Raw genomic sequence first — 23,940 nt, forward strand, 5'->3', positions numbered from 1 at the left:
ACTGACCACGTAGGGGCGGACATGGTGAACCACGCACAAAGGGCGGGCAGTTGGGGGCCGCGCGCGGGCGGCAGGCAGCGGCACGCCGTCGTGATCGGAGGCAGCCTCGCGGGGCTGCTCACCGCTCACGTACTGGCCGAGCACGCCGACAAGGTGACCGTCATCGAGCGCGACCGCTTCCCCGACGGCCCGGAGCCCCGTGCCGGGGTTCCGCAGGGGCGGCACGCCCATGTGCTGCTGGAGGGCGGGCAGGTGGCCCTGGACTCGCTCCTGCCTGGTTTCATGGCCGAGTTGCGGGCGGCGGGCGCGCCCCAGGTGGGGATGCCCGCGGACATGGTCGCCTGGAGCGGCGGCACCTGGTTCCGTCGCACCGAGCCGACGACGTACATCTACACCGGCAGCCGTGCCCAGCTCGAGCACCTGGTGCGCGAGCGGGTGCTGGCCAATCCCGTGATCACGGCGGTGCAGTCGACGGAGGCCGTCGGACTGGTCGGGGACGCCTCGCGGGTGCGGGGCGTGCTGCTGCGGGACCGCGGGGCGGCCGGCGACAGGGAGACCCGGTCTCTCGAAGCCGACCTCGTGGTGGACGCGGCGGGGCGCGGTTCGCGCACCTCACAGTGGCTGAGCGCGCTCGGTGCCGAGCCCCCGGCGGAGGAGACCATCGACACCGGTCTCGCGTACACCTCGCGCATCTACCGCAACACGAGCGATCACCTGGGCAGCGAAGCCCTCGCGTACTGGTTCTACCCGAACCCGTCCCAGGTGTACGGCGGCGGTGTGCTGCCCCTCGAGGACGGCAGCCATCTGGTCATCTTCTCGGGTCTGCGGGGCCAGGAACCGCCCACGGACGAGGACGGGTTCACGGCGTACGCGGAACGCTTTCCGCATCCCCTCGTCCATGAGTGGCTGCACGGGGCGAAGCCGCAGACGCCGCCGTACGGCTTCCGGTCGACGGCGAACATCCGGCGCCGCTACGACCGTCCGGGCCGCCGCCCGGCCGGGCTCCTCGTCACCGGCGACGCGCTGTGCACGTTCAACCCGATCTACGGGCAGGGCATGACCGTCGCCGCGCTGGCCGCGCTGGCGCTGCGTGACACGCTGGCCGACCCCCGCCGTACGCCGACGACCGCGCGGGCACAGCGGGCGATCTTCCAGGCCTCGCGCCAGGCGTGGGACATCTCGGCGGGCGCCGACCGGAACATGCCGGGCGCCACGGGGAGCGCGGTCGCCACGCGGGCCGTGGACCGGCCTGTGAGCTGGTATTTGGGCCGCCTCCAGGAGCGCTACCCGGCCGACCCCGCCGTCGTGGGCCCCGCCTTCCGCTCCGTACTGACGCTGAGCGCGCCGTTCTCCTCGCTGTTCGCGCCGGAGGTGGTCCGGGCCGTGCTCCTCGGCCCCGTGGGCGAGACGCCCGTCTCGCCCCCGATGCGCCGGGAGCGGACGGGCTCGTAAGGCGGCGGCGCGCGGGAGCCCACCAGGTGCGTGCGGCGGTTGGGGAGGATCTCGCCGAACTCGCGGTCACAGAACGGCTGTCGGGGTGCGCCATTGTGCGGGAGGGGGCGCGTGGGGCACCGCGACCGGGTGTCCACCACAGCTGCCCGCACCGACTCGACCGGTACGTACGGCCCGACGCCCGCGCCTGGCGCCGCGCCCCCGCCCCCTCCGCGATCGCCGCCTCCCCCGCAGGCCTGCCCGGCTGCGAGGACCGCCGTACCGCACTCGCCACCGGCCCGGACACGACACTCGTCCCGCTGTGCACGGAGGGCAGCGCCGCACACCCGGCCCTGGCAGGGTGACAGGGCCGGGGGCACCCGCCCGGCCGGGCGGAAGGCAGCACCACCGACCCGGCCCCGGCCAGGTGGACAGGGCCGGGTGAACCCGCCCGGCAGGGCGTCGGGCTACTGGGGGGCCAGGCGGCACGCCTCGGTCGCGGCGGTGTTCGTCGCGCCCGCCTTGGTCAGCGCTTCGGCGCAGGCGCTCTGGTCGCCCACCAGCCCGACGTAGCACGCCATCCGGACCTCGTCCGTGACCTCGGTACCCTGTCCCTGGACGTGGTTCTGGCAGGCCTCGAGGTCGGCGTGGGCCGCCGGAGCCGCGATCACTGCGCCGCCCAGGGCCAGGGCCAGGGCGGCGAGAAGGCTGGGGATGCGAGCCGATGGACGCATGGGGATTGCACCTGCTCTCTCGGTCGGTCACGCGATCCCGCGGTGCCGGACCGCGCGCGGAGGCGGTACCGAGCGGATGCCGGGTGCGCTTCGCCCGAGGCCCGGTCGGCTCGGCGTCGGTCACCCTCCCTCATCTCGACGCTAGAGCACTCCCCGGTCGCACGCACGTGCGGGTGGACGGATCCGGGCCGCAGCCCTAAACACGTGCCTGCGCCACCGCTTCGGCGACCTGTCCGAAGAAGCGGGCGTGCGCGCTCGCGCTGCATGGGCATTCCGGGTTCCAGGGAACGATGCGGGCCCCCGAGGACGCGGACCGCCAGGCCTCGTCGGCGGCCAGCGCGTCGAGCGGATAGGCGTTGGCGCGTACGTCGACGAGGAGCACCTGGGGCGAGATCTCCGCGACGTCGGACCAGTCCGCGGTGAACCAGCTGGTGCTCGGGCCGCCCTGCGGGTCCACCAGGTCGAGGCCGAACCCGGCGAGTTCCCGCAGGTCCGGCCAGGCGTACGGCTTGGCGAGGTAGGCGCTGTCGGCGGTGGCGGGCGAGAGGGCGAGGACGGTGGGGCGGGTGTCGGGGGAACCGGACGCGGCCTGGTCGCGCAGCCGGGCCTCCGCCCGGGCGAGCGGGCCGTCCACGGTGAGTTCGCCGGGGGCGCCGAGCGCGCGGGCCAGTTCGGCGAAGCGGGCGCGTACGGCCGCGAGCGACTGGCCCTGGCCCACGTCGAGCACGACCAGGGGCACACGTTCCTCGATGTGCTTGGCCGTCTCGGGGTCGAGCCCGTAGACCTGCGCTCCGCCGTAGGTGACGGCGACGACGAGATCGGGCGCCCCGCGCAGCAGCGTCTGCGCGTCGAGCGCGGCTCCGGAGCCCAGGTAGTCGAGGCCGTCGAGCGGCAGCGCGCCCGCCTTGGCCGGGTCCGGTCCCTCGCCGTCGTGGTAGGAGCCGAAGAGCCCGACGGGCCGTATTCCGTGGTCCCAGAGGCTCGCTCCGGCCTGTATGTACGCGACGGCCTTCACCGGCCGCCGGACCGCCGTCGCCAAGTGACCGCGGTCGTCGAGAAACTGCCAGTCCGTGTGCCGATCCATGATGGGTGCTCTCCTGCCCCTCGGCTGTCTGTGGCTGCGTGGGGTCGTCCCGCGCGGTGTTCCTGCCCACGGCCCGGGGAGTACGAACGGCGGGCGTGCCGCTCGTACTCCCCGGGCCGGCAGCGGCTGTCAGACGATGCCCTCCTCGATCTCCGCCTGCTCACGCGCGCTCCCGTACGCCTTCGGCGTGCTGTACGAGCGCCGGGCGACGTACCACCAGACGGTCGCCAGGACGAGCACGACGGCCAGCGCGACGGAGGCGTAGTTCATCGTGTCGGTGTCGACCGGCGAGGACTGCGGAAGGCAGAACAGGACGGTGACGAAGGCGACCCAGACCACCGCGATCCAGCCGATCGGCTTGCTCCAGCGGCCGAGCGTCCACGGCCCCGGCTGGAAGCGGTCGCCGGCGCGCAGCTTCAGGTAGATGGGGATCGCGTAGGCGGGGGTGATGCCGATGACGTTGATGGCGGTGACGGCGGCGTACGCGGTGGGGGAGTACAGCGACGGCAGCGCCAGGACGGCCGCGACCAGGACGGACAGCCACACCGCGGGGACCGGTGTCTGGGTGCGGCTGCTGACCTTCCGCCACACCGCCGAGCCCGGCAGCGCGTTGTCCCGGCTGAAGGCGAACACCATACGGCTGGCCGCGGCGGTCTCCGCGTTGCCGCAGAACAGCTGGGCGACGATCACGACGAGGAGGAGCGCCGACGCGCCGGCCGAGCCGAGCGCGTCGAGCAGGATCTGCGCGGGCGGCACTCCGGTCGCGGTGTCCTGGGTGGCCGCGTAGTCCTGGATGGCGAAGGTCAGCCCGGCGAGCAGGACGAATCCGGCGATCCAGGAGACCCAGATGGAGCGGACGATGCCCCGGGCCGCCGTCACGGAGGCGTTGGCGGTCTCCTCCGACAGATGGGCGGAGGCGTCGTAGCCGGAGAAGGTGTACTGGGCCAGCAGCAGGCCGATCGCCGCCACGTACAGCGGGTTCTCCCAGCCGGTGCCGTTGACGAACTCGGTGAAGACGAAGGACGGCGACTGGTGGTTGTCGGGCACGATCGCGAGGGCACCGACGATGAGGGCGACACCGCCGATGTGCCACCACACGCTGATCGAGTTGAGCACGCTGACCAGCCGTACGCCGAAGAGGTTCAGCAAGGCGTGGAGCAGCAGGATGCCAAGGAAGATCAGAAACGTGGTTTCCGCGGTCGGGACGAAACCGAACCGCAGGTTGAGGAAGGCGCCCGTGAACAGGGCGGCGCCGTAGTCGATTCCGGCGATCGCGCCGAGCAGGCCGAGCAGGTTGAGCCAGCCCGTGTACCAGCCCCAACGGCGTCCGCCGAGCCGGTCGGCCATGTAGTACAGGGCCCCGGAGGTCGGGTACGCACTGGTGACTTCTGCCAGGGCCATGCCAACACAGAGGACGAACAGGCCGACGCCCGCCCAGCCCCAGAGCATCACGGCGGGGCCGCCGGTGTTCAGCCCGAAGCCGTAGAGGGTCATGCACCCGGACAGGATGGAGATCACGGAGAAGCTGATGGCGAAGTTGCCGAAGCCTCCCATCCGGCGGGCGAGGACCGGCTGGTAGCCGAGTTCGCGCAGCCGCTGTTCCTCGTCTCTGGGCGGCGCCTGGTCCTTCGGGGGAAGTGTGGTGCGGGACATGCGTGTGCCTCCGGGGGAAAGGGATGGGGCCCCTCCCCCTACGCCGGCGGGGCGCAGGAGGAGGGCGGGAACGGGGGACGTGCGGGGGACATCACGCGCCGGGATCGTCTTGGGCGGCCGCGAGGCACCTCTCACGGGCGCGCAGGAACAGCTCTTCGGCGAGTGCCTGGTCAAGGGGGTCCGGGGTGCGGTACGCCCAGGGCATGGTGGTGTAGTACGGCCCGAGCGCCCGGAAGACCCGTCCGGCGTCGGCGAACCGCTGGGCTCCCCACAGCGCGTGGGCGAGCTGGCTGAGGTCCAGCAGCGAGGCGGCCTCGGGCTCGGCGTGGTCGAACCAGCCGTGCAGGGTGCGTTCGGCGTCCCGTACGGCGTCCTCGGCGACCCAGTACAGGTCCAGCGCACGGCGGTGGCCCTGCTCCCTGCGGTAGCGCTCGACCCGGACGTAGAGCGGGAGCGCGTGCAGCGGCGAGCCCGGGGCCGCGGCGGAGGCCGCCCACTGGGCGAAGTTGACGGCGTCCGACACGGCGCCGGCCTGACGTACGTACAGGAACTGGAGCATCCGGTGGTACGCCTCGCGGTTGCCGGGGTCGCGTTTGTCCGCCTCGGTGAGCAGGGCCCAGGGGCCGGTCGGCAGCATCGGGCCGGGCGGGGGCATCCGGTGCTCCGACATCTGCTGCTTCTCGTCGAGCTGGGCCAGGGCCAGCAGGCACACCCAGGGCACGGGGTCGTCGGGCCGCGCGCGGGCACTGTCCGCGCACGCGTCCCAGGCCTCGCGCCACAGGTCGCGGGTGTGGCGGTGCCCCTCGCGGCGGGCGCGTACGGCACGCTCGACGGCGACCCGGGCGGACATGACGGCGACGGCGGTGCTGTGCGGTTCCTCCGCGCTCCAGGCCCGCACCACGTCGGAGCCGGCCGCGGCGGCGGCGAGGATCTGGGTCCGCTGGGTCCACAGCGCCCAGTCGGGCGTCTCGGCGAGGAGGTCCCGCATGGACACCCAGCGGCCACTGCGCAGCTCCTGCAGCGCGACGCGCAGGGCGTGGTCGTGGCCGGCTGGATGGTAGACGGGACGGGTGTCGTCCTGGGCCATCAGTGCTCCTCCGCGCACGAGGTGGTGACCGTGGCGAGGCTGCGCAACCGGGGGCGTAACCAGGGTCGGGCGGAGGTCGGCATCGGGTCCTCTGTGAGGGTGCGGGCTGTTCGTCGTACAGGTGATCGACGTTCAGTGTAGAGATGCTCGCGCTCCGTGGTGGGCGTTTGCCGATCTTGCCGGACTGGAGGGTCCGGGCCGGGAATTGATCGCGCGTCAGTGGCTCCCGGGCGGAGGGATCGCGGCCCTTGACGGGCCGACGGGCCTGAGCAAGGCTTGCCGTCGGTGATCATGCCGCCACTCCGCGCCGCCGATCCCCGCCTCCGCCTCCGACCGAAGAAACGGGCCATGCCGACTGCAGCATCCCAAGCAACCGCCCCGGTACTCGCTGTCGACCAGGGCACGTCGGGGACGAAGGCCCTGGTCATCTGCCCCGAGCGGGGTGTGATCGGCTCCGGCTTCGCGCCCGTGCGGCCCCGGTACGGTCCGGGCGGGCGGGTCGAGGCCGACCCGGCGGAGCTGCTCTCCTCGGTGGTGGACGCCGGACGCGCGGCGCTCGCGGACGCCGGGGAGCCGGCCGGGGCGGTCGGCCTGGCCAACCAGGGCGAGACGGTGCTCGCCTGGGACCCGGACACCGGCAAGCCGCTCACCGACGCGATCGTCTGGCAGGACCGGCGGGCGGAGAGCGTCTGCGCGGAACTCGCCGAGAGCGCCGAGGCGTTGCGCGACCTCACCGGACTCCCGCTCGACCCGTACTTCGCCGCGCCGAAGATGGCCTGGATCCGGCGCACGCTCACCCGCGAGGGCGTCGTGACGACGAGCGACGCCTGGCTGACACACCGGCTGACCGGCGCGTACGTCACCGACGCGGCGACGGCGGGCCGCACCCAGCTGCTGGACCTCGACCGGGTCGAGTGGTCACGGCAGGCGCTGGAGATCTTCGGGCTGGACGACGAGCGGCTGCCGCGTGTCGTGGACGCCGCGGGCCCGGTCGGCACGACGAACGCCTTCGGTCCCGAACTCCCGCTCACCGGCCTGCTCGTGGACCAGCAGGCGGCGCTCCTCGCCCAGCGGGTCACCGAGCCGGGCACCGCCAAGTGCACCTACGGTACGGGCGCGTTCCTGCTCGCGCAGACCGGCGAGGTGCCCCGCCGGGGCGGTTCGGGTCTGGTGAGCTGCGTGGCCTGGCGACTGGCCGGACGTACGAACTACTGCCTCGACGGACAGGTCTACACGGCCGCCTCCGCCGTCCGCTGGCTCACCGACCTCGGGGTGATCTCCGGCGCCGCCGACCTCGACCCGGTCGGTTCGTCCGTCCCGGACTCGGGCGGGGTCACGTTCGTGCCCGCGCTGGCGGGCCTTGCCGCGCCGTGGTGGCGCGGTGACCTGCGGGGGTCACTGACCGGCCTCGGCCTGGACACCACCGCCGGGCATCTCGTGCGCGCGCTGTGCGACGGCATCGCCGCGCAGGTCGTCGCCCTTGCCGACGCCGTCGCCGACGACCTCGGCGAGCCGCTGACGGCGCTGCGCGTCGACGGCGGACTGACCCGGTCCGCGCTGCTCATGCAGACTCAGGCGGACCTGCTGCAACGCCCGGTCGAGGTCTCGGCCCTGCCGGACGCCACGGCACTCGGCGTGGGCGCCGTCGCCCGGCTGGGCCTCGATGCGCGCCTGTCCCTGCCCGACACGATCCCGGCCTGGCGACCTGCCGCGGTGTACGAGCCCCGCATCCCCGCCGACCGGGCGGCCGACCGCCTGGGCGAGTTCCGCGCGGCGGTGGCCGCACTGACGGCTTCCGCCTCGCGGACGGCGTCGTGAGCGTCACGACCGCCGGGCCGGTGTCCGGCGACCCGTACGACGTCGTCGTGATCGGCGCGGGCGTCGTCGGTGCGGCGATCGCGCGGGAGCTGGCCCGGTACCCGCTGCGGACCGCCGTCGTGGAGGCGGCCGGGGATGTGGGCGAGGGGACGTCGAAGGCCAACACGGCGATCCTGCACACCGGTTTCGACGCGGTGCCCGGGTCCCTGGAGGCGCGGCTCGTACGGGACGGCAGCCGGCGGCTCACCGCCTATGCGGCGGAGGCCGGGATTCCGGTGGAGCCCCTGGGTGCTCTGCTGGTCGCCTGGGACGAGGAGCAGCTCGCCGCGCTGCCCCGGCTGGCGGAGAAGGCCACCCGCAACGGATACACCGACGCGCGGATCACCGGTCCGGAGGAACTCGCCGCCCGCGAACCGCACGTGGCACCCGGAGCGCTCGGGGCGCTCGACGTTCCGGGCGAGAGCATCATCTGTCCGTGGACGACGACGCTCGCGTACGCCACCCAGGCCGTACGCTCCGGCGTGGACCTGCATCTGAACTGCCGGCTCGAAGGGGTCACGAGCCACGACGCGTTCCACACCCTGACCACCACCCGGGGCACACTGCGCACCCGGCATCTGGTGAACGCGGCGGGGCTGTACGCGGACGAGGTCGACCGGCTGCTCGGCCACGACACCTTCACGGTGACCCCTCGGCGCGGACAGCTCATCGTGTTCGACAAGTTCGCCCGCGGCCTGGTCCGCCACATCCTGCTGCCGGTGCCGACGGCTCTCGGCAAGGGCGTGCTGGTGGCGCCGACCGTGTACGGGAACGTGATGCTCGGACCGACCGCCGAGGACCTGGACGACAAGACCGCCACCGGGTCGACGGCCGAGGGGCTCGCGCTGCTGCGGGAGAAGGGGCGCCGGATCGTGCCGGAGCTGCTCGACGAGGAGGTCACCGCCGTCTACGCCGGGCTGCGGGCCGCGACCGGCCAGGAGGACTTCCGTATCCAGGGCCGTCCGGCCCAGCGGTACGTCACCGTGGGCGGCATCCGCTCGACCGGTCTCACCGCCTCCATGGCCATCGCCGCGCACGTCGTGGACCTGCTGGCCGACGCCGGTCTCGTCCGGGGCGACGCACGGGAGCTCGCCCCGGTGCGGATGCCGAACATCGGCGAGGCGTCTCCCCGCCCGTACCGCGACGCGGACCTGATCGCGGGGGACCCGGAGTACGGCACGGTCGTCTGCCACTGCGAGCGGGTGACCCGCGGGGAGATCCGGGACGCGCTCGCCGGTGACATCCCGCCCGCGTCCCTGGACGGCCTGCGCCGGCGCACGCGCGCACGCGGCGGTCGCTGCCAGGGGTTCTCCTGCGGCGCGGCGGTGCGCGCGCTGTTCGAGGCGGCCCGGTGAGCGGGCAGCCCGCGGTGACCGGTCGGCGCACGGTCGACGTGCTCGTCGTCGGCGCCGGACCGGCCGGACTCGCCGCCGCCACCGAGCTGGCCGCCACCGGGGCGGGCACCGTGGAGGTGGTCGACCGGGAGCAGGAGGCGGGCGGCATACCGCGCCACTGCCATCACGGCGGGTTCGGGCTGCGCGATCTGCGGCGGCCGATGAGCGGGCCCGCGTACGCGCGGCACCGGGTCCGCGAGGCCGCGGCGGCCGGTGCCGTGCTGCGCACGGGCGTGAGCGTCACGGGCTGGGCCGGTCCGCTGACCGTGGAGACGACGAGCCCGGCGGGCCTGGAACGGCTGGAGGCGCGGGCGGTGGTGCTGGCGACGGGCGCCCGTGAACGGCCGCGCAGCGCACGGCTGGTGCCGGGATCCCGGCCGTCCGGGGTCTACACGACGGGCGAGTTGCAGCAGGCCGTGCACCTGTACGGGCAGCGGGTCGGTGAGCGTGCCGTGATCGTGGGCGCGGGTCCGGTGGCCCGTGCGGCGGTCGGCACGCTGCGGCGCGCGGGGGTGCGGGCCGTCGCGCTGGTGACCGAGGAGCCCGGCGTGCCGGTGCTCGGGCGGCGCCCGTCGGCGGGTCGTTCCGGGGCGTGGTTCACCTCCGGGGCACTCGTCCCCGTGCTCACCGGCACGACCGTGACCGAGCTGCTCGGCCGGGGCCTGCTCACGGGTGTGGCGCTGCGTCGACACGACGGCAGGACCACGGTCGTGGCCTGCGACACGGTCGTCTTCAGCGGCGACTGGATCCCGGAGAACGAGCTGGCCAGGAGCGCCGGCGCCGGGCTCGACGCGGGCACACGGGGCCCGGCCGTCGATGCCGCCTTCCGTACGGACCGACCGGGCGTCTTCGCCGTGGGCAACGTCCTGCACGGCGTCGAACCGGCCGCCACCGCCGCGCTGGAGGGCCGCCGCGCGGCCGGTCACGTACGGGACTTCCTCGTCCACGGGCGATGGCCGGTGGCCCGGGTGCCGGTGGTCGCGGGCGCAGCGCTGCGGTGGGCGGCCCCGAACCTGATCGGGCCGGCGGACACGGGAGCGCGGATGCTCCTGCGACCGTCGGAGCGCCTCGTCCGCCCCGTGGTGGACGTGGTCCAGGACGGGCGGCTGCTCCATCGCGGCCGGCTCGTGCGTGCGGCGGGCCCCGAGCGCTCCCTGACGGTGGCGGCGCGGTGGGCGGACCGGGTGGACGGCGCAGGGGGCCCGGTGATTGTCAGTGCCGCCCACTAGTCTTCGATCATGAGTTACGGACTGAGCCTGTACCTGGTGGACCTCGCGACCGTGCGCGGCGCCATAGCGTCCGGCGACGAGAAGCTGCGCCGGATGATGGGGGGCCGCTTCAAGCGGCAACTCGCCCACGACGACGACTACTTCGCGGACCAGATCGAGCAGGGCGCGCCCACCCGGTACGAGGCCCTGCGCGCGGTGATCGACGGCGGCCCGTTCGACGAGCGGTGGGGCTTCCAGTACGGCTACGCGTACAAGATGGTGTGCGAGTTCCACGGCCGCTCCCTGTTCAACAACCACTTCTCGCCGTTCCGCGGATCGTGGCTGGAGGACGTGGACGCGGGAATGGCCGAGCTCGGCATCAAGGCGGTCGCGATCACCGACTTCATGTACGGGTCGGTGCCCGGTCCGCTGCCCTCGCCGCAGGACCTCCCGGGGTACGGCGAGTGGAGCGCGGAGAGCTGCGCGAAGGCGCTCGCCCAGTGGGAGGCGAGCACCCCGGAGCAGCGCGCCCGGCTGGACGGGGAGGTCCTGGAGGCGATCGAGTCGTGTGTCGACTGGCTGCGGCAGGCCAAGGCCCGCGAGGGGTACGGGATCGCGGGCTTCGGCTCCTGAGCCGGTGCGGCCGGGCGGCGGGACACCAGCGGGATCAGCGGGACGATCGCCCCGTCAGTACCGCGTGGTGCACACCCAGGTGATCCAACGCCCGCCGCCCGCTCTGGCTATCGCGTTGTTCTGGGCTTCGGTCTGAGTGGCGCCGCGGCCGCCCCAGTATTGATTGGTGGCGGAGTTGTACGCGACGGCACCGCAGCCGTTGCTGAAGGTCGTGAGGACCTGGCAGTCGGAACGGGCGCATCCATTCAACGCTCCCTGCTCGGCGGCGCTCGCGGACCTGTGGTCCCAGGATCGTCCGAGGCCGCCGTCGCGTCCCACGGCAATGGCGCCGTAGTAGGTCGGAGGTGGGGGCGGTGGAGGCGGTGGGGCCGGCGGGTCGGGTTCCGGGGCCTCGTAGGTCGGCTCCGGATCGTCCTCGGTCTCCGTCGCTTCCGGTTCGGTGGTGTCCTCGTAGGTGGGCTCGTCCTCGGTGGGCTCCTCTTCACTGGAGTAGTCGGGCGCCGGGTCGTCGTCGGGCAGGTAATCGGTGTCGGAAACGGTGGGCCGGGAGCTGGAGACGGAGGCGTCGTCGGACGAGCTGCCACCGTCCGTGAGCATCGCCGCGAGGAGCACGGCCGCGATGACGGCGGCGACGCCGACGCCGGCCTTGACGTTCGACTGCCCGCTCGGGGGCGTTGCCCCAGGGCCCGTTCCCCCGGGCGAGGGCCTGTTCGCGCCGCCCGGACGGCGCGCCGACGGCGCCTGGGGGCGTCCGGGCGCCTGCGGGGTGACCGGCGGTGCGGCGGGAGTGGTGGACGCCGTCACGGCGGCCGCTGTGAGCAGTTCGGCCCACATGGCCGGCGTCGGCCGCCGGGCCGGGTCGGGGTTGAGGCCGGAGCGGGCCAGATCGCCGAGTTCCGGACTCAGCGCGGCCAGAGCGGCGGGGTCGGTGGTGGTCTGGTCGCGGGCCAGGAGGCGAATGGCGAGGAGCGCGAGCTTGTAGACGTCGCTCGCGCGGGTCGCCTTCTCCTCGCCCGCCGGCACCTGCCAGTCGGGGGTCTCGGCCTGGGGCAGCACAGTGGTGCCCTCCAGCCGCATGGCGTCGCAGTCGATGAGGAAGCACTCGTGCTCGGGGGCCGTGGTGAACAGCAGGTTCTTCGGGGAGAGGTCTCCGACCGTGATGCCGACACGGTGGAGCCGGGCGAGCGTGGCACCCAGATCGGCCAGGAGGAGGAGACGATCGCGATCGCTGATCGTCAGACCGATCCCCGCGACGTAGGAGTCGTCGTTGAGCAGATACTCCAGGTTCGCGAGGCGCTTCGTCCCCACGGTCGTGCCGGTCAGGCTCCTGAAGTCGAACCGGAACCGATCGGGTACGGCGCGCATGAGGAACCCGCAGGTGTGTCCCTGGCGTTGCACCACGGCCGCGGGCCATGCGGTCTTCTCGCACAGCCACTGGCCTTCTGCCGCCCCCAGCCTGCCGAGCAGCTCCACCCTCGACGCCAGCGCGGCCGCGTCGAGGCCGGGCACTACGGCGGCGGCGTACTCCTTGTAGACGACGTCCCAACCGCCGTCGGCGGCGGACTCGTTGATCTTCTTGTTGGTTACCTCGTACACCGTGCCCTGGCCGCCTTGGCCGAGTTGGCGTCCCAGGGTGAGCGCGGCGTGTTCGACAGTGTGTGTCCGGTTCGGCGTCATCGCGGCTCTGGTGTGGTGCGGGGCCAGATCGCCAGCAGGGTCCGGTCGTCGTCGAAGGTCTCCCGGGAGAAGTCCACCAGATGCGCGAGCCACAGCGGAGGGGGCGGCGTGGCGAGTTGGCCGGCGAACAGCGACCCGACCTGGCCGTCGCCGTCGCCGAGCGGGTCACCGAAGCCGTCGGTGCCGACCAGCAGCACCTCATGGGGCGCCAGACGCGTGTGGGTCGCCTCCAGCCGGTCGGGGACGTGGGGCAGCGGCGCCACCTCGTTCGAGACCACCAGGACGTCCCCGCCGGTCTTCGTGCCGAACAGCGGCAGGTACCCCTCGCTGGACGCATCCAGTACCCAGGCCCCCGAGTCGCCGATGCGGCACAGCTCGACGCCGAACCCCGCGGGGTCGGGGCGCACGAATCCGGCCACGAGTGTGGTCGCGTGCAGGGCGGCCACCTCCGCCGTCTCGGGCAGTCTCCCGCCCAGACGCCACTCGGCGGCCTGTCGCAGCCGCTCGGCGGCGTGGTGGGCGACGTCCCTGAAGTCCAAGGGTCCCTGGTCCCGCGCCAGCAGGTGGAGGATCCGTTCCAGGGCGGCACGGCAGGCCTCGACGGCACCGAGTTCGGCGTACGTGGCACTGGAGACGCCGTCGGCGACGGCGAACGCGATGCTGCCGGTGGCCTCGTGCACCGCGGCGCGTGCGGCGTCCTGGCGCGGCTGCCGGTAGTAACGGTGTTTGGCGCCGCGTACCGAGGCGAACCGCACAGTGAGCGCGGGAGCCGACCAGCCGTCGCATTCGGTGTCCGGGAAGTCGAAGGCGTACTGGCCCGGTGGCGTCGCCTCGAACTCGGGCCCGGGTACGCCCACCGTGATCGGCTGCCAGGGTTCGGGACCGGACATCTCCTGCGCGAGTGGTGCCGTGGCGGCGCCGTCCCCGCTCTGTCGGCTCACTGGCCGACCTCGTCGATGGCCATGGTGAACTGATCCGGCCGGTTGACCACCAGCTGCGGGCTGGCGGAGTTCAGCGCCTGCCCCGACGCCACCAGGCTCGCGGTGAGCGCGTGGAAGAACTCGGAGATCGCCCGGCCGAGGTCGGTGCCGGGCTTGGCCACGAAGGCGAACTCGGGACGCGTCGCGACCTCGACCATGGTCGCGGGCTGGGCGTCACCGATCCCGCAGGCGATGATGTTCGGCGCGGTCGGCGTCTGGGCCTTGTCGGTCAGTCTGCCGTGGGACCGCCGCCATCCCTCGCCGTCGGTGGGCTGTCCGTCGCTGAGGAAGAACACGACGGGACGGTGCACCTTGTACCCCTCGCCGCGCAGCCACTGCACATCGGCCGGAATCCGGTTGAGCAGGTCGCCGAACACCGCCCCGTAGCTGGTCATCCCGCGGATGGTCACCTGGGGCAGGTTGGTCTCGGTGCGCATGTCGGCCACGGCCAGACGGATCTGCACGTCGTCGGAGAAGCCGAGGACGCCCAGGCGCAGCTTGGCCGCGACCATCGGCTCGGCCCGGAGGCCCTCGCACAACGACACCAGGCCGTTCTGCAGTTCATCCCTGTACGGCCCCATCGAGGCCGACTCATCAGCCAGCACATATGCCGGCAGCAATACACCCTTCGTGTCCGCCATCGGAAAACGTCCCCCGTTCACGCTTCTTCCGCGCCATTTGGCTTGAACATGACAGCACTCGCTCTGGGAGTGCCCCCACAGGTGTCGTATCTTCCCAAAGGGCAGGGACCGACGGAAGCAACTCGGGGGAGTCGGGGGAGAGTTATGGGCGAAGGCCACCGGCACAGCGGATCCGACACACCGAGCCTGCCGATGTGGCGGCAGACGCCCAGAGCCGTGCCGCCACCCCTGGGGCGGCCCTTGCCGCGCCTGAAGCAGACCCCGACGCCACCCACACCCCGGCCACCGGCGTCATCGCCGTCGCCGTCGATACCGCAGCCACCCCCTGGCCCGCCCGGCCCACCGGGAGCGGCGGCATCCGGCGCGAGCACCTGGTCGCCCCCCGCTGCGCGGCGGCCCGCTCCCGTGCCGCCCCCATCCCCGCCCGCTGGACCGCAGCGACCGTCCGGGCCGCGCCGGCACGGACTCCACGGCACGCGGCGCATCGCGACGTTGGCGGTCTTCGGCACGGTCGTCGCCGTCGTCGCGGGACTGCTGGCCGTGCTGGGCGGATCGGACGGCTCCCACGACGGGCCGGCGAAGCCGCCGGGCCATCAGGCGGACCGGCGGAATCAGGGGCCCTTCGAGCAGGCCCTGGCCGATCTGGCGACTGCCCGCGGGCTGCGCTACAGGGACACGACCGTCCACGGCATCACCGAGCGGGACATCACGGTCACCCCGTCCGGCACGCTGTTCGGATCCATGGGCGAGAGCGTGGAGGGGTTCGACCAGGAGGTTCTCAGGATCGGCGGCAAGACGTTCACCCGGCGGCAGGAGGATCCGCACACCCCCGGGACGTGGACCGTGGACGCGGACGAGTCCGAGAGCCTCGACCCTCTTCTCGGCCGGTTCCCGCCGCCGGCCGTGCTGGCACGGGACCTCTCGGCCGCGCTGGACGAACCGAGAACCCGGTCCGACCCGAACGACTCGGACGACCCGGAGGAGCCGAAGGAGCCGAACGAGCCGAAGGAGCCGAAGGAGCCGAAGGAGCCGATCAACCCTGATGCGCCGCCGCTGACCGTGGACGGGGTGCCCGCGTTGCGAGCCGACACCTCGTCAGGAAGCCTCTTCGTCACCAAGGACAGGCCCTACCGCGTCCTGCGCTGGGAACCGCTCCAGGACGACGGCTCCCAGGGAATGGCCCTCCATCCGCTGTCCGGTGACCAGGCCGACGAGATGTACGACACCCTGGAGACGAACGCCCGGCAACTCACCGACGCGGTGGACCGCGGCGTCGAATTCACGCTGGACACCACCGACGACAACGTCAGCTGCGACGTCGGCGGCTGCAGCGTCACCCAGCAGTTCACCGGCGCGCTGACCTCCGGCGCCACGACCCGACTCGTCGACGGGAGGATCACCGTCGTCATGCACGCGGCCGTGACCATCGACGGCCGGGCGGCCGGGCGGTGCACCAGCCCGCGGGTCGCCCTGCCTGCCGCCGGAAGCAGCGTGTCGGGCACCCTGTCCTGCTCGGTTCCCGGCGCGGGCGCGGTCTTCGCCGCCGTCGTCGCGGAGTACAGGGCGCGAGCCGAAGCCGAGTCCAGCGCCTCCGGCCGGTGGCCCGTCCTCTACCGCGTCCCTTGCGTGGCCACCCCCGTGATCGGCGCCGTGGCCCTGTCGGCCCGCGAGGTCGACGGACTCGTCGAGCGGGTGAAACAGGAGCGCCGCGACGGGAAGCGGCGGCCGGCCGGCCGTCAGGCGCCGGTCCAGACGGTCGTGGTGTTGCAGAACTCCTTGATGCCGTGGTGGGACAGCTCACGTCCGTAGCCGGACCGCTTCACGCCGCCGAAAGGCATCGCCGGGTGCGAGGCGGTCATGCCGTTGAAGAAGACACCGCCGGCTTCGAGGTCGCGTACGAACCGCTCCATCTCGGCGTCGTCGCGGGTCCACACGTTGGAACTCAGCCCGAAGGGGGAGTCGTTGGCGACCTCGACCGCCTCGTCCAGGTCGGCGACGCGGTAGACGGTGGCGACCGGCCCGAAGGTCTCCTCCTGGTGGATGCGCATCTCGGGGGTGATGCCGGTGAGGACGGTCGGGAGGTAGAACCAGCCGCGTGGCTGGTCCTGCGGCCGTCCCGCGCCGCACAGCGCCCGCGCGCCGAGCCGTACGGCGTCGTCGACGAGTTCCTCCAGGTCGGTGCGGCCCTGGTCGGTGGCGAGCGGCCCGACCTCGGTGGACTCCTGGAGCGGGTCGCCGACGGTCAGCGCCTCCATCCGCGCGGCGAACCGCTCGGTGAACGCGTCGTACACGTCCTCGTGGACGATGAAGCGCTTGGCCGCGATGCACGACTGCCCGTTGTTCTGCACCCGGGCGGTGACCGCGGTGCGGGCGGCTCGGTCGACGTCCGCCGACGGCATGACCACGTACGGGTCGCTGCCGCCCAGCTCCAGGACGGTCTTCTTGACCTCGTCCCCGGCGATCGCGGCGACCGACCGGCCCGCGGGCTCGCTGCCGGTGAGCGTCGCGGCGGCGACCCGGCGGTCGCGCAGGACACCCTCGACCGCGCCCGAGCCGATCAGCAGGGTCTGGAAGCAGCCCTCGGGGAAGCCCGCCCGATGGAAGAGATCTCCCAGGTAGAGGGCGGTCTGCGGGACGTTCGACGCATGCTTGAGCAGACCTGTGTTGCCCGCCATCAGCGCGGGGGCGGCGAAGCGCACGACCTGCCAGAGCGGGAAGTTCCAGGGCATCACGGCGAGGATCACGCCCAGGGGGCGGTAATGGACCCGGGCCCGCGCGGCGCCCGAGTCCTTCACATCTGCTTCGGGGACGAGCTCGTCCGCCAGGAGCTCCTCGGCGTGGTCGGCGTACCAGCGCATCGCCTTCACGCATTTGGCGGCCTCGGCGCGGGCCGACGCGATGGGTTTGCCCATCTCGACGGTCATGGTGCGCGCGATGTCGTCGTGATCTTCTTCCAGCAGCGCCGCGGCCTTCTTGAGCAGGCGCGCACGCTCGCCGAACGCGGTGGTGCGGTACTGGCGGAAGGCCTCGTGGGCGGCGGCCAGACGGCTCTCGATCGCCTCGGGCCCGAGTGCTTCGAAGGTCTTGACCGTCTCGCCGGTCGCGGGGTTCACCGTGGCGATGGGCATGGCTGTGTCCTCCTTGGACTCGCATGTACGACCCTGCCGCGCCGCGGGCGGCGACGCAACGCGACGGCGCGGGCAGCCGCGCGCGTCCCTCGCCGGAGGCGGATAACCCACATGGCGGTGTGTCGGTGACCCCTGGACGGCCGCGGCGTTGAACGTCACGGTCACAGGCCTGTGACCGGGTTCTCAATTTTGAGGAGTTCTTGAAATGTCTCGCATCGCGAAGGCCGCCGCCGTCCTCGTCGGTACCGGAGCGGCCGTGGTCGCCGGTACGGGTATGGCCACCGCCGACTCCGGCGCCGGCGCTTACGCGGGCGGCAACCCCGGTGTCATCTCGGGCAACGTCGTCCAGATTCCGGTGCACATCCCGGTGATCATCTGCGGCAACACGATCGACGTCATCGGCGTGCTCAACCCCGCCTTCGGCAACGTCTGCGTGAACCACTCGGACGGCCACAAGGGCCACGGGCACAAGGGTCACGGACACGACGGCAAGGACCACGGCCACGGCAAGGACCACCACGGCAAGGACCACGGCAAGGGTTACGGCAAGGGTTACGGACACCGCGGTGACCAGGGCATCGGCGGCTGACACCCGACCGCGGTGAGATCACCGGGCCGGTCGCTTCCGTCGAAGCGACCGGCCCGGCCTCATGATCCGGTGGCGTCGGGCCCGGCGATTCCCCCGAACGGGCGCGGGCCTGCCGGGCGGCGTACGCTCGTCGGGTACGGATCGCACGCCAGGGAGGCGAGGCGACGTGACCGGACATCGCTTCAGAGCCCGGGCGCTGGCCTGTTCGGCAGCCCTGATCACGGCTCTCGCGGCGGCGGGCGGCGCGGTGGGCGCCACAACGGGCGAGGACATCGAGCAGCTCACGGCCCGGCAGATCTCCGAGAAGGCCAAGAAGGCTCTGCTGAGTGCGAAGTCGCTGCACATCACGACGAAGGGCAACCTGGACGACCCGGAGGCGGCGACCGAGCTCGATCTCACCCTGGACCGCGAAGGGAACTGCGCCGGCTCGGTGAGCACGGGCGGCAAGGGGTCCGTCGAGATCATCAAGCGCGGCGAAACGGTGTGGATGAAGCCGGACGAGGCGTTCTGGAAGAGCCAGGTGCCCGGCCGGGGCGAGGCGGCGGCGAAGCTCTTCAAGGACCGCTACCTGCGCGGAACCACGGACGACAGCATGCTCCGGGGCATGGCCGAGGTGTGCGACCTCGACGGGATCCTGAAGTCGGTCACCGGCTCCTCGGACATCGAGCTCGCGCTCACCAAGGGCAGGAAGACGAAGGTCGACGGCGTCGAGGCCATCCCGCTGACCGGAAAGCGCGCGGAGCGGACGATGACGTTGTATGTCGCCACCGAGGGCAAGCCCTATCCGGTGCGGCTGAACGCGACCGTGGCGGGCGAGGCCGAGGCGAGCATCGCGTTCTCGGACTACGACGAGCCCGTCCCGTCCACCACTCCCCCGGCGGACAAGTCGGTCGATCTGTCCACTCTGACGGGCCAGTCGGACTGAGTCCCGGTCCCGATGGCGCGGGCCGGTGGCGGGTCACAGACTCATCGGCATGTCGGGCATACGAAGTGCCGGGCTCCTGCTGTTCCGGGTCACCGACTCGGGTCCCGAGGTGCTGATCGGGCACATGGGCGGTCCCTACTGGGCCGCCCGGGACGAGGGGGCCTGGTCGATTCCCAAGGGCGAATACGGCCCCGAAGAGGAGCCGGAGGCCGCCGCGCGCCGGGAGTTCGAGGAGGAACTCGGACTGCCGGCGCCCGACGGGGAGCGTCTGCCGCTGGGTGAGAGCCGCCAGAAGGGCGGCAAGACCGTCACGGTCTGGGCCGTCGAGGGCGATCTCGACCCGGCCCGTACGAGACCCGGCATGTTCACGATGGAGTGGCCGCCGAGGTCCGGTGTGCTGCGCGAATTCCCCGAGGTGGACCGGGTCGAGTGGTTCTCCCTGGAGCGCGCGGCGGAGCTGCTGGTCCCGGGCCAGCGCGTCTTCCTGGACCGGCTGGGCCCGTACGTACGGCAGGCGCGGTGACCGCGCCCTGCCCCGAACCGGAGGAAACCGGCCTGTGTCACCACGAACCCGAGTGTCCCCGCGTACCAAAGCCATCGCCGTCGGCGGCGTGGTCCTGCTCACCGCCGCGGCCCTGGCCGCCGAGGCACCTCCCAGCGCGGCCGCGCGCGACGCGAGCGAGGGATCGGTGAGCGCATCCGAGCTCCTGGACGAGCTCGAGAGCTGCGAACGAATATCCGACGGCCACTACCGCACCGACGCGGACGAACCGGCCGAAGTGGCCATATGCGAAGGCGACGACGTGGTGTTCTGGACGGCCGACCTGGACATCGACTGCGACGGCCGGAGCAGTGAGGACTGCAACGAGGACACCGACCCGTACTACCAGTCCGAGACCGCGTTCCAGGAACCGGACGGGGATCAGCTCGACCCGGCGACCCTGCCGTTCATCGTCGTACCGGGCCCCAGCGACATCTGGACCTATTCGGAGTACGGAATCAGCGGCGGCAGCGTCGCGGCCGTCATCTACAAGGGCAGGGTGCGGTACGCGGTCGTGGGCGACGTCGGCCCGAGCGGGCTCATCGGCGAGGCCTCGTACGCGCTCGCCGACCAGCTCGGCATCGACCCCGACCCGGAGGACGGCGGTACGGATTCGGGGGTCACGTACATCGTGTTCCGCGATACGAAGGTGTTCCCGATCCAGTACCACAAGAAGGCCGTCACGGTGGGTAACAAGCGGGCCCGGAAGTTCGTCGGTCGCTGATGAGCGGGTCCGGAGGGACGATGAGAGTGACCCGAGGAACGGATCCGGAGGGAAAGGCCATGCTGGGAGAGAGCAAGGCGTTCAGTGGCTTCTCGGTCGACGACATCAAGAAGGCGAAGAACTTCTACGGCGGGACGCTGGGGGTGCGGGTCACCGAGGAGAACGGGATGCTCACCCTGCATCTCGCCGGGGACACGAACGTGCTCGTCTACCCGAAGGACAACCACACGCCCGCGACGTTCACGCTGCTCAACTTCCCGGTGGACGATGTCGACAGAACCGTTGACGAACTCGTCGCGCGCGGGGTGACGTTCGAGCGCTACGAGGGCTTCGAGCAGGACGAGAAGGGCGTCTCGCGCGCCGAGGGCTATCCGGTCATCGCCTGGTTCAAGGACCCGGCGGGCAACGTCCTGTCCGTCATCAAGGTGTAGGACGGTCCGGTCAGTTCGAGACGAGTCGTACGGGACACCGCGGCGATGGAACCGGTGGAGGCGCTGGACCGGATCGCGTTCCTGCTGGAGCGCGCCGGGGCGCCGACGTACCGGGTGCGGGCGTTTCGTACGGCGTCGGCGGCCGTCGGCGCACTCGGCGAGCACGAGGTCGCCGAGCGCGCCGCGGCCGGTTCGCTGGAGGCGGTGCGGGGGCTCGGGCCGAAGACCGCGCTGGTGGTGCGGGAGGCACTGGCCGGGCAGGTGCCCGGCTATCTGCGGCGGCTGGAGGAGGAGTCGGGCGGGGAGCCCGCCCCCGACGACGCCGGGGCGCGGCTGCGCGCGGCGCTGTGCGGTGACTGCCATCTGCACTCCGACTGGTCGGACGGCGGCAGCACGATCGAGGCGATGGGGCGCGCGGCGGCCCAGGTCGGACACGAGTGGGCCGTGCTCACCGACCACTCCCCCAGGCTGACGGTCGCGCGCGGTCTTTCGGCCGAGCGGCTGCGCGAACAGCTGGACGTGGTGGCGGAGTTGAACCGGACGTGGTCGCCGTTCCGGCTGCTCACCGGTATCGAGTGCGACATCCTGCCGGACGGCTCGCTCGACCAGGATCCGGAGCTGCTGGACCGGCTCGATCTGGTGGTCGCGTCCGTGCACTCCAAGCTGCGGATGGAGGCGCGGCCGATGACGCGGCGGATGCTCGCGGCGGTGCGCAATCCGCTGACGGATGTGCTGGGTCACTGCACCGGGCGGCTGCTGACCGGGCGCGACGGGGGCCGGGGCCGTCCCGAGTCGGAGTTCGACGCGGACGCGGTGTTCGCGGCGTGTGCGGAGACGGGGACGGCGGTGGAGATCAACAGCCGCCCGGACCGGCTCGATCCGCCGCGCCGGCTGCTGCGGCGCGCGGTGGCGGCGGGCACGCTCTTCGCCGTCGACTCGGACGCCCACGCGCCGGGCCAGCTGGAGTGGCAGATCCACGGCTGCACCCGGGCGGCCGAGTGCGGTGTTCCGCCGTCGCGGATCGTCAACACATGGCGCGCGGACGAGCTGCTGCGCTGGGCACGTACCCGGGAGGAGCCGGACGGCGTGCCGGGTGGGCGCTGAGGTGCGACCTTGGATGAGGGCACGGACAAGGGCACAGCGCGTAGAGAGGACGGCGATCACGGTGACCGCCACGGACAAGCACGGCGAGGAAGTATCGGTCCAGCTCATCGGGGCACCGGAGGATGCCGACGCGGTGTTCGGCGCACTGCTGGCGGCGTATCCGTGCGACCGGGACGCCGAGGAGCATCCGCACGAGGTGGGCCACGGCCATCCGACGGTCTGGTCGGCGACGTACGACGTCTCGCCCACCGACACCGCCGGACCGGTGCCGGCCACCTCGCTCGGCGGGCCCGTGGCGGCGGAGCTGTCCGGGTCGTATCCGGCGGTGGACCGGCTGGCCAAGGCGCTCGCCTCGGGCTTCGCGGTCGAGGTGGAGCACGCGGTGTCGGGCGACGGCGAGAAGCAGCTGCGGGTACGGCTGGAGACCGCCGGCGGCCGGTGAACCGGGCGGGGCGGGCGACGGGCGGGCGGTGAGCCCGACCGGGCGGGACCACCGCGTGACCCCGCCAGGGTCGGCGGGTCCCGGCCGGCGGCTCGCGGGCGAGCGGTCATCCCGCCGGGGCGGACCGGCGAACGGTGACCCCGCGAGGGCGGGCGGCTGGTGCCCCCGCCAGAGCCGGGCGGGCAATCCGTGACCCGCCAGGGCGGCGGGTCCCGGGCGGGGCCGACGCCCGGCCGTCCGGTGCCGGGGCTCGTGCCCCCACGCCCGGTGGAGCGTGGCCGGAGCGGCCCGACGAGCGGACAAGGCTTACGGCCGCGGCCGCACCGGGAGCACCGCCACGCTGTTGCCCACGAAGCCGGCTTTGGAGGGCAGTTCGTCGTCGGCGGTGGCCAGGTCCAGTGCGGGGAAGCGGGTGAACAGCCGCTCCAGGGCGATGGCCGCCTCCAGCCGGGCCAGGGGCGCGCCGAGGCAGTAGTGCGATCCGTGGCCGAGCGACAGATGGCGGGACGCGGCGTCGCGGGTCACGTCGAAGCGGTCGGCGTCGGGGCCGTGCGCGGCCTTGTCGCGGCCGGCGGCCGAGTAGCCCGCCAGCACGGGGGTCCCCTTCGGGATGACGGTGCCGTCGAGGGTGAGATCGCGCGTCGGATAGCGGAACGGGAAGTAGCTGACCGGGCTGTCCCAGCGCAGGGTCTCCTCCACCACGTCCGTCCAGCTCGCCTTCCCCTCCTGGACCAGGGCGAGTTGGTCCCGGTGGGCGCACAGCGCGCGCACGGCGTTGGTGATCAGGTTGAGGGTGGTCTCGTGCCCGGCGATGACCATCAGCAGCAGGGTGCCGATCAGCTCGGGCGGGCTGAGCCGGTCGCCGTCCTCCTCGCGGGCGGCGATGAGCGCGCTGGTCAGGTCGTCGCCCGGATCGGCCGTCCGGGCGGCGGCGATCGTGCCGAGCAGCTCCACCATGTCCTTGTTGGCGGCCATCACCTCGTCGGAGGCGATGTCGGTGGCGACGATCTGGCTGGTCAGCCGGTGCAGCCGGTCCTGGTGCTCCGCGTCCACGCCGAGGAGTGCACAGATCACGCCCATGGGCAGGGGCAGGGCGAAGTGCCGGCGCAGATCGGCGGTCCCGCCGGGATCGGCGGCGGCGGCCGCGTCGAGGCCGTCCAGCAGCCCGGCGGTCACGGCCTCGATCCCGGGCCGCAGTTCCTCCACGCGCCTTGCGGTGAACGCCCTGCTGACCAGCGCCCGCAGCCGCCGGTGGTCGGCTCCGTCGGCGGTGGTCATGCCCGGGACGGTCGCGAAGGTCGTCAGCGGCCAGCCGTCAGGTATCCGGCCCTCGCGCAGCGCGGTGAAGTGCTCGGCGCTCTTGGCCACATCGGGGTGGGCGAGGAACTCCTTCAGCGCGTCGTGCCCGACGACGGCCATGCCCGCCACCTCACCTGGGAGTACGACCGGGATGACCGAACCCCGGGCGAGCAGCCGGGCGTTGTCCGCGTGCGGGCAGCCGCCCGTCGGCCGGTACGGGGCGGTGGGTGAGGCGTCCAACGCAGATCTCCTGTCTGTGGGGCACCGCGCGGCACGAGAGCTCCGGATCTCCCGGCGGCTCCCGGACGAACAGGAGTCCAGATCCTACGGTCAACCGGGCCCGGCCGAAGGCGGGTTGCGCCGTCGGGCGGCGAATGG

The 23,940-nt window shown here is 72.7% G+C and carries 22 protein-coding genes and 1 pseudogene; 14 read left to right on the forward strand and 9 right to left on the reverse strand.

The window, feature by feature from the left end; translation table 11 throughout:
• Positions 1–21 precede the first annotated feature (21 nt).
• Together ABT342_RS13630 and ABT342_RS13635 are read left to right on the forward strand one after the other, a co-directional pair.
• Complete coding sequence (locus tag ABT342_RS13630; RefSeq protein ID WP_351571765.1) at positions 22–1,452, forward strand: FAD-dependent oxidoreductase; 1,431 nt, start codon at positions 22–24, stop codon at positions 1,450–1,452.
• Positions 1,453–1,478: 26 nt separating this feature from the next.
• Positions 1,479–1,796: a hypothetical protein gene (locus tag ABT342_RS13635; protein ID WP_351571768.1), complete on the forward strand. Its 318-nt coding sequence runs from the start codon at positions 1,479–1,481 to the stop codon at positions 1,794–1,796.
• Positions 1,797–1,898: 102 nt separating this feature from the next.
• On the opposite strand, the gene ABT342_RS13640 is transcribed toward ABT342_RS13635, so the two are convergent.
• From ABT342_RS13640 to ABT342_RS13655, 4 genes are all read right to left on the reverse strand, one after another.
• Positions 1,899–2,165 (reverse strand): hypothetical protein, encoded by a 267-nt coding sequence (locus tag ABT342_RS13640; RefSeq protein WP_351571771.1) that lies wholly within the window; start codon positions 2,163–2,165, stop codon positions 1,899–1,901.
• A 196-nt stretch (positions 2,166–2,361) separates the two neighbouring features.
• On the reverse strand, positions 2,362–3,249 hold the full coding sequence (locus tag ABT342_RS13645) for a substrate-binding domain-containing protein (protein WP_351571774.1): 888 nt from the start codon (positions 3,247–3,249) through the stop codon (positions 2,362–2,364).
• A gap of 129 nt (positions 3,250–3,378) precedes the next feature.
• Entirely contained in the window at positions 3,379–4,902 is a 1,524-nt protein-coding gene (locus tag ABT342_RS13650) for an amino acid permease (protein ID WP_351571777.1), read from the reverse strand.
• Positions 4,903–4,993: 91 nt separating this feature from the next.
• Entirely contained in the window at positions 4,994–5,989 is a 996-nt protein-coding gene (locus tag ABT342_RS13655) for a hypothetical protein (protein WP_351571780.1), read from the reverse strand.
• 348 nt (positions 5,990–6,337) lie between these two features.
• On the opposite strand from ABT342_RS13655, the gene ABT342_RS13660 reads away from it, so the two are divergent.
• From ABT342_RS13660 to ABT342_RS13675, 4 genes are read left to right on the forward strand one after another with little or no spacing between them, the layout of a single operon-like run.
• Positions 6,338–7,807: an FGGY family carbohydrate kinase gene (locus tag ABT342_RS13660; RefSeq protein WP_351571783.1), complete on the forward strand. Its 1,470-nt coding sequence runs from the start codon at positions 6,338–6,340 to the stop codon at positions 7,805–7,807.
• Complete coding sequence (locus ABT342_RS13665) at positions 7,804–9,201, forward strand: FAD-dependent oxidoreductase (protein ID WP_351571786.1); 1,398 nt, start codon at positions 7,804–7,806, stop codon at positions 9,199–9,201. Before ABT342_RS13660 ends, ABT342_RS13665 begins: the two co-directional genes overlap by 4 nt.
• Positions 9,198–10,469 carry an NAD(P)/FAD-dependent oxidoreductase gene (locus ABT342_RS13670; protein ID WP_351571789.1) on the forward strand — a complete coding sequence of 424 codons (1,272 nt, stop codon included), beginning with the start codon at positions 9,198–9,200 and terminating at the stop codon, positions 10,467–10,469. The genes ABT342_RS13665 and ABT342_RS13670 overlap by 4 nt, the downstream gene beginning before the upstream one ends.
• Positions 10,470–10,478: 9 nt before the next feature.
• Positions 10,479–11,081, forward strand: coding sequence for a DUF7691 family protein (locus ABT342_RS13675; RefSeq protein ID WP_351571792.1), 603 nt, complete (start codon positions 10,479–10,481; stop codon positions 11,079–11,081).
• Between the two features lie 54 nt (positions 11,082–11,135).
• Here the strand turns inward: ABT342_RS13675 and ABT342_RS13680 are convergent, their stop codons facing one another.
• The 3 genes from ABT342_RS13680 to ABT342_RS13690 are packed head-to-tail and all read right to left on the reverse strand — an operon-like array spanning position 11,136 to position 14,379.
• Entirely contained in the window at positions 11,136–12,758 is a 1,623-nt protein-coding gene (locus ABT342_RS13680; protein ID WP_351571793.1) for a DUF4189 domain-containing protein, read from the reverse strand.
• Complete coding sequence (locus tag ABT342_RS13685) at positions 12,755–13,699, reverse strand: protein phosphatase 2C domain-containing protein (RefSeq protein ID WP_351571796.1); 945 nt, start codon at positions 13,697–13,699, stop codon at positions 12,755–12,757. Before ABT342_RS13685 ends, ABT342_RS13680 begins: the two co-directional genes overlap by 4 nt.
• Positions 13,696–14,379, reverse strand: coding sequence for a vWA domain-containing protein (locus tag ABT342_RS13690; protein WP_351571799.1), 684 nt, complete (start codon positions 14,377–14,379; stop codon positions 13,696–13,698). The genes ABT342_RS13685 and ABT342_RS13690 overlap by 4 nt, the downstream gene beginning before the upstream one ends.
• 492 nt (positions 14,380–14,871) lie before the next feature.
• On the opposite strand from ABT342_RS13690, the gene ABT342_RS13695 reads away from it, so the two are divergent.
• Positions 14,872–16,188 (forward strand): hypothetical protein, encoded by a 1,317-nt coding sequence (locus ABT342_RS13695; RefSeq protein WP_351571802.1) that lies wholly within the window; start codon positions 14,872–14,874, stop codon positions 16,186–16,188.
• On the opposite strand, the gene ABT342_RS13700 is transcribed toward ABT342_RS13695, so the two are convergent.
• Positions 16,116–17,507, reverse strand: coding sequence for an NADP-dependent succinic semialdehyde dehydrogenase (locus tag ABT342_RS13700; protein WP_351571805.1), 1,392 nt, complete (start codon positions 17,505–17,507; stop codon positions 16,116–16,118). The genes ABT342_RS13695 and ABT342_RS13700 overlap by 73 nt on opposite strands.
• 205 nt (positions 17,508–17,712) lie before the next feature.
• Here ABT342_RS13700 and ABT342_RS13705 point away from each other — a divergent pair.
• The 7 genes and pseudogenes from ABT342_RS13705 to ABT342_RS13735 form a co-directional block, all read left to right on the forward strand.
• Positions 17,713–17,991 (forward strand): annotated as a pseudogene (locus tag ABT342_RS13705) (chaplin); the annotation flags it as partial.
• A 271-nt stretch (positions 17,992–18,262) separates the two neighbouring features.
• Positions 18,263–19,021 carry a hypothetical protein gene (locus ABT342_RS13710; RefSeq protein ID WP_351571807.1) on the forward strand — a complete coding sequence of 253 codons (759 nt, stop codon included), beginning with the start codon at positions 18,263–18,265 and terminating at the stop codon, positions 19,019–19,021.
• A 49-nt stretch (positions 19,022–19,070) separates the two neighbouring features.
• Positions 19,071–19,544, forward strand: coding sequence for an NUDIX hydrolase (locus ABT342_RS13715; RefSeq protein WP_351571810.1), 474 nt, complete (start codon positions 19,071–19,073; stop codon positions 19,542–19,544).
• A 34-nt stretch (positions 19,545–19,578) separates the two neighbouring features.
• Complete coding sequence (locus ABT342_RS13720) at positions 19,579–20,286, forward strand: glycoside hydrolase family 75 protein (RefSeq protein ID WP_351571813.1); 708 nt, start codon at positions 19,579–19,581, stop codon at positions 20,284–20,286.
• Positions 20,287–20,345: 59 nt separating this feature from the next.
• A complete protein-coding gene (locus ABT342_RS13725; RefSeq protein WP_351571815.1) occupies positions 20,346–20,717 on the forward strand; it encodes a VOC family protein in 372 nt (123 codons plus the stop codon).
• 45 nt (positions 20,718–20,762) lie between these two features.
• Positions 20,763–21,821, forward strand: coding sequence for a PHP domain-containing protein (locus ABT342_RS13730; protein WP_351571817.1), 1,059 nt, complete (start codon positions 20,763–20,765; stop codon positions 21,819–21,821).
• A 61-nt stretch (positions 21,822–21,882) separates the two neighbouring features.
• Entirely contained in the window at positions 21,883–22,263 is a 381-nt protein-coding gene (locus ABT342_RS13735) for a hypothetical protein (protein WP_351571820.1), read from the forward strand.
• A 306-nt stretch (positions 22,264–22,569) separates the two neighbouring features.
• Here the strand turns inward: ABT342_RS13735 and ABT342_RS13740 are convergent, their stop codons facing one another.
• A complete protein-coding gene (locus ABT342_RS13740) occupies positions 22,570–23,802 on the reverse strand; it encodes a cytochrome P450 family protein (protein ID WP_351571823.1) in 1,233 nt (410 codons plus the stop codon).
• Positions 23,803–23,940 lie beyond the last annotated feature (138 nt).

This window comes from Streptomyces sp. NPDC000410 (assembly GCF_040300305.1).
Taxonomy (GTDB): Bacteria; Actinomycetota; Actinomycetes; order Streptomycetales; family Streptomycetaceae; genus Streptomyces.

Excerpts from the sequence above, each read along its gene's own strand:
- ABT342_RS13630 (WP_351571765.1), top strand. The coding sequence starts at position 22 with ATGGTGAACCACGCACAAAGGGCGGGCAGTTGGGGGCCGCGCGCGGGC.
- ABT342_RS13640 (WP_351571771.1), bottom strand. The coding sequence starts at position 2,165 with ATGCGTCCATCGGCTCGCATCCCCAGCCTTCTCGCCGCCCTGGCCCTG.
- ABT342_RS13645 (WP_351571774.1), bottom strand. The coding sequence starts at position 3,249 with ATGGATCGGCACACGGACTGGCAGTTTCTCGACGACCGCGGTCACTTG.
- ABT342_RS13650 (WP_351571777.1), bottom strand. The coding sequence starts at position 4,902 with ATGTCCCGCACCACACTTCCCCCGAAGGACCAGGCGCCGCCCAGAGAC.
- ABT342_RS13655 (WP_351571780.1), bottom strand. The coding sequence starts at position 5,989 with ATGGCCCAGGACGACACCCGTCCCGTCTACCATCCAGCCGGCCACGAC.
- ABT342_RS13660 (WP_351571783.1), top strand. The coding sequence starts at position 6,338 with ATGCCGACTGCAGCATCCCAAGCAACCGCCCCGGTACTCGCTGTCGAC.
- ABT342_RS13675 (WP_351571792.1), top strand. The coding sequence starts at position 10,479 with ATGAGTTACGGACTGAGCCTGTACCTGGTGGACCTCGCGACCGTGCGC.
- ABT342_RS13680 (WP_351571793.1), bottom strand. The coding sequence starts at position 12,758 with ATGACGCCGAACCGGACACACACTGTCGAACACGCCGCGCTCACCCTG.
- ABT342_RS13690 (WP_351571799.1), bottom strand. The coding sequence starts at position 14,379 with ATGGCGGACACGAAGGGTGTATTGCTGCCGGCATATGTGCTGGCTGAT.
- ABT342_RS13700 (WP_351571805.1), bottom strand. The coding sequence starts at position 17,507 with ATGCCCATCGCCACGGTGAACCCCGCGACCGGCGAGACGGTCAAGACC.
- ABT342_RS13715 (WP_351571810.1), top strand. The coding sequence starts at position 19,071 with ATGTCGGGCATACGAAGTGCCGGGCTCCTGCTGTTCCGGGTCACCGAC.
- ABT342_RS13725 (WP_351571815.1), top strand. The coding sequence starts at position 20,346 with ATGCTGGGAGAGAGCAAGGCGTTCAGTGGCTTCTCGGTCGACGACATC.
- ABT342_RS13730 (WP_351571817.1), top strand. The coding sequence starts at position 20,763 with ATGGAACCGGTGGAGGCGCTGGACCGGATCGCGTTCCTGCTGGAGCGC.